This is a genomic window from Mesorhizobium sp. M7A.F.Ca.CA.001.10.2.1 (genome assembly GCF_003998575.1).
In the GTDB taxonomy this organism is placed as follows: domain Bacteria; phylum Pseudomonadota; class Alphaproteobacteria; order Rhizobiales; family Rhizobiaceae; genus Mesorhizobium.
The window spans coordinates 1-3,680 of record NZ_RZQY01000622.1 but is presented as its reverse complement, the minus strand read 5'-3'; the positions used below and the strand labels follow the sequence as shown (position 1 = coordinate 3,680).

General features: G+C 62.5%; 3 protein-coding genes. All 3 read left to right on the top strand.

Annotation, left to right across the window (positions count from 1 at the left end):
- Positions 1 to 186 precede the first annotated feature (186 nt).
- Positions 187 to 1,242 (top strand): sugar phosphate isomerase/epimerase, encoded by a 1,056-nt coding sequence (locus tag EN964_RS28595; RefSeq protein ID WP_127269536.1) that lies wholly within the window; start codon positions 187 to 189, stop codon positions 1,240 to 1,242.
- A 150-nt stretch (positions 1,243 to 1,392) separates the two neighbouring features.
- Entirely contained in the window at positions 1,393 to 2,580 is a 1,188-nt protein-coding gene (locus tag EN964_RS28590; RefSeq protein ID WP_127269535.1) for a Gfo/Idh/MocA family protein, read from the top strand.
- Positions 2,581 to 2,618: 38 nt separating this feature from the next.
- Positions 2,619 to 3,473, top strand: coding sequence for a sugar phosphate isomerase/epimerase (locus EN964_RS28585; RefSeq protein ID WP_127272206.1), 855 nt, complete (start codon positions 2,619 to 2,621; stop codon positions 3,471 to 3,473).
- Positions 3,474 to 3,680 lie beyond the last annotated feature (207 nt).

Sequence of the window (3,680 nt, the reverse complement as noted above, 5' to 3'; positions counted from 1 at the left end):
ATATATAGGCCTGCAACAGGTGATTTTGGGGTCTTGATGGCGCATTGCGCGGCTTGACCAAATTTCCACATTTGGTAATACCAGAATGGCGGTGCGTGCAAGCACCCGTTGAGAAAAGACCAAAGTGGCTGGCCCTGCTTCCAATCGGCGCTATGCTCGGTCGAGAGAGAAATGAGGGAGGATGCGATGCCGACGACAATGAAGGGCCCTGGGCTGTTTCTGGCGCAGTTCGCGGGCGACGCCGCGCCGTTCAACTCACTGGCGTCGATCACCAAATGGGCGGCCGGTCTCGGCTACAGGGGCGTGCAGATCCCGACCTGGGACGCGCGGCTGTTCGACCTCAAGAAGGCGGCTTCTTCCAAGGCCTATTGCGATGAGGTGAAGGGCATCTGCGCTGACGCGGGCGTCGAGATCACCGAACTGTCGACGCATCTGCAGGGGCAGTTGGTCGCGGTTCATCCAGCCTATGACGCGCAGATGGATGGCTTTGCGCCGCCGTCGGTGCACAACAATCCCGCAGCCCGGCAGGAGTGGGCTGTCGAGCAGATGAAGTTCGGCGCTAAAGCATCGCGCAATCTGGGCCTGAATGCTTCAGTGTCGTTTACCGGCTCGCTGGCTTTCCCTTACCTCTATCCGTTCCCGCAGCGACCGGCTGGACTCATTGAGGAAGCGTTTGGCGAGCTCGGCAAACGCTGGAAGCCGATCCTCGACGTCTACGAGGACAACGGCGTCGATGTCGGCTATGAAATTCACCCCTCTGAGGACGTGTTCGACGGCGCCACTTTCGAGATGTTCCTCGACGCGGTCGGCGGCCACAAGCGCTGCAATATCAACTACGATCCGTCGCACTTCCTGCTGCAGCAGCTCGACTATCTAGAATTCATCGACATCTATCACGAGCGCATCAAGGCGTTTCACGTCAAGGACGCCGAGTTCAACCCGACCGGCCGGCAAGGCGTCTATTCCGGCTACCAGAGCTGGACCAACCGCGCCGGGCGCTTCCGTTCGCTGGGCGATGGACAGGTGGATTTCGGCGGCATCTTTTCCAAGCTGACGCAGTACAATTATGATTCCTGGGCGGTACTGGAGTGGGAGTGCTGCCTGAAGCATCCGGAGGATGGTGCGGCCGAAGGCGCGCCTTTCATCGAGCACCATATCATCCGGGTGACCGAAAAGGCATTCGACGACTTCGCCGCCGGCACCACCGACAAGAAGATGCTGCGCGCCATGATGGGCATCTAGCGCGGTTTCCCCTCCCCCTCGAGGGGAGGGTGGCCCGAAGGGCCGGGAGGGGTCGGTTCATGCCGAGCTCTGCCTCAACGACCCCACCCGATCCGCTGCGCGGATCGACCTCCCCTCAAGGGGGAGGTGAGCAACAGCGAGGAGCAAGATATGGTCGGCGCATCGAAGTCGGAAACGGGAGGCGGCCCGATCCGCTACGGCATGGTCGGCGGCGGGCAAGGCGCGTTCATCGGCGCGGTGCACCGGATCGCGGCGCGGCTGGACAATGATTTCGTGCTGGTTGCCGGTGCTTTGTCAGCCGACCCGGCCCGTGCCAAGGCCTCGGCCGCCGAACTGGGGCTCGACCCCGCACGCAGCTATGCATCCTATGCCGAGATGGCCAAGGCCGAGGCGAAGCGCCCCGACGGCATCGAGGCAGTGGCCATCGTCACGCCCAACAATGTCCATGTGCCGGCAGCAAAAGCTTTCCTCGAGGCCGGCATCCACGTCATCTGCGACAAGCCGTTGGCGACGACGCTGGCCGAGGCGAAAAAGCTTGCGGCGATAGTCGAGAAGACCGGCAAGGTGTTCGTGCTGACGCACAACTACACCGCCTATCCGATGATCCGGCAAGCACGCGAAATGGTCGCCAAAGGTGTTCTCGGCGACATCCGCATCGTGCAGTCCGAATATCCGCAGGACTGGCTGACCGAGGATTTGGCCGCGACAGGCCAGAAGCAGGCGGCGTGGCGCTCCGACCCCAAGCAGGCAGGCGCCGGCGGCGCGCTGGGCGATATCGGCACGCATGCCTACAACCTCGCCCGCTTCGTCTCGGGGCTGGAACTGGACTCCCTGTCGGCCGATCTCGACGCCTTCGTGCCGGGCCGGCTTCTCGATGACAACGTCAACGTCATGCTGCGCTTCAAGCCTATCGGCAAGACGCATCCGGCCAAGGGCATGATCTGGGCAAGCCAGGTGGCGCCCGGCCACGAGAACGGGCTGAAGCTGCGCATCTATGGCTCCAAGGGTGGGCTGGAATGGGTGCAGGCCGACCCGAACTATCTCTGGTACACGCCGTTCGGCCAGCCGAAGCAATTGATCACCCGCAACGGCGCCGGCGCACTGCCGGTGGCGGGCCGTGTCAGCCGCGTGCCGTCGGGCCATCCCGAGGGCTACCTCGAAGGTTTCGCCAACATCTACCAGGAGGCCGCACGCGCCATCCGGGCGGCACGCCGCAAGGGTGGCAAGCCGCCCAAGGATGTCGTCTTCCCGACCATCCAGGACGGCGTAGAAGGCATGGCCTTCATCGAGGCCTGCGTGAAGTCGTCGAAGAAGAATGGGGCGTGGACGAAGCTCTGAAATAGAGGCGGCCGGGGGATTCAAGGGGAGGGGCGTCGATGAAAATCGGCATGTGCATGTTCTTGTGGACGACGGCCGTGTCGAAGAAACACGAGCCGCTGTTGCGCGACATCAAGGCAACGGGCTTCGATGGCGTCGAGATACCGATCTTCGCCGGCGCGCCGGACGATTATAAAAAACTCGGCGATCTGCTCGACCGCATCGGACTGGAGCGGACCTCGGTTTCGGCCATGGGCGATCCGGCGATGAATTTGATCTCGGCCGACGCGGCGACGCGCAAGGCCGGTGTCGACTATATGAAATGGGCGATCGACTGCGCGCAGGCACTTGGCGCCGACACGCTGAGCGGCCCGCTGCATTCGACGCTCGGGTCGTTTTCCGGCTCCGGACCGACCTCTGCCGAGAAAAAGCGCTCCGTCGCCTCGCAACGCGCGATCGGCGACCATGCCGGCAACAAGGGCGTCACCATCGGGCTCGAGGCGCTGAACCGCTTCGAATGCTATCTCCTCAACACGATGGCGGATTTGTCGGAGCATATCGACGCCATCGACCGGCCGCACATCAAGGCGATGTACGACACCTTCCACGCCAATATCGAGGAGGCCGACCCGATCGGCGCCTACACGAAACACCGCAGGAATGTCGTGCATATCCATATTTCGGAGAATGATCGCGGCGTGCCGGGGCGCGGCAACATTCCCTGGACCGAAACGTTTTCCGCCATCCGCAAGAGCGGCTATGACGACTGGCTGACGATCGAGGCGTTCGGCCGTTCGCTCAAGGATTTGGCGGCGGCAACGAAGGTGTGGCGCGATTTTTCCGAGAGCCCTGAAGCGGTTTATCGGGATGGGTATAAGCATATCAGGAACGGGTGGAAGAGGGCCGGCGCCTGAGACGCGAGCCGAAGGTCGGCGAAGCAAAACCGGTACCACCTTTGCTTCGTCGACCTTCGATTCAGGATCGTGGTCTAAGCCGCCGGCAGCAGGCGGGCGGAGGCGCCCCGCGCGCGCTCGTCGTTGCCGTTTCCGACGGTCCCCATCAGTTTGCGGCGGAGATAGTTGGAGATATTGTCGAAGACAAAAACGACAATCAGGATCAAC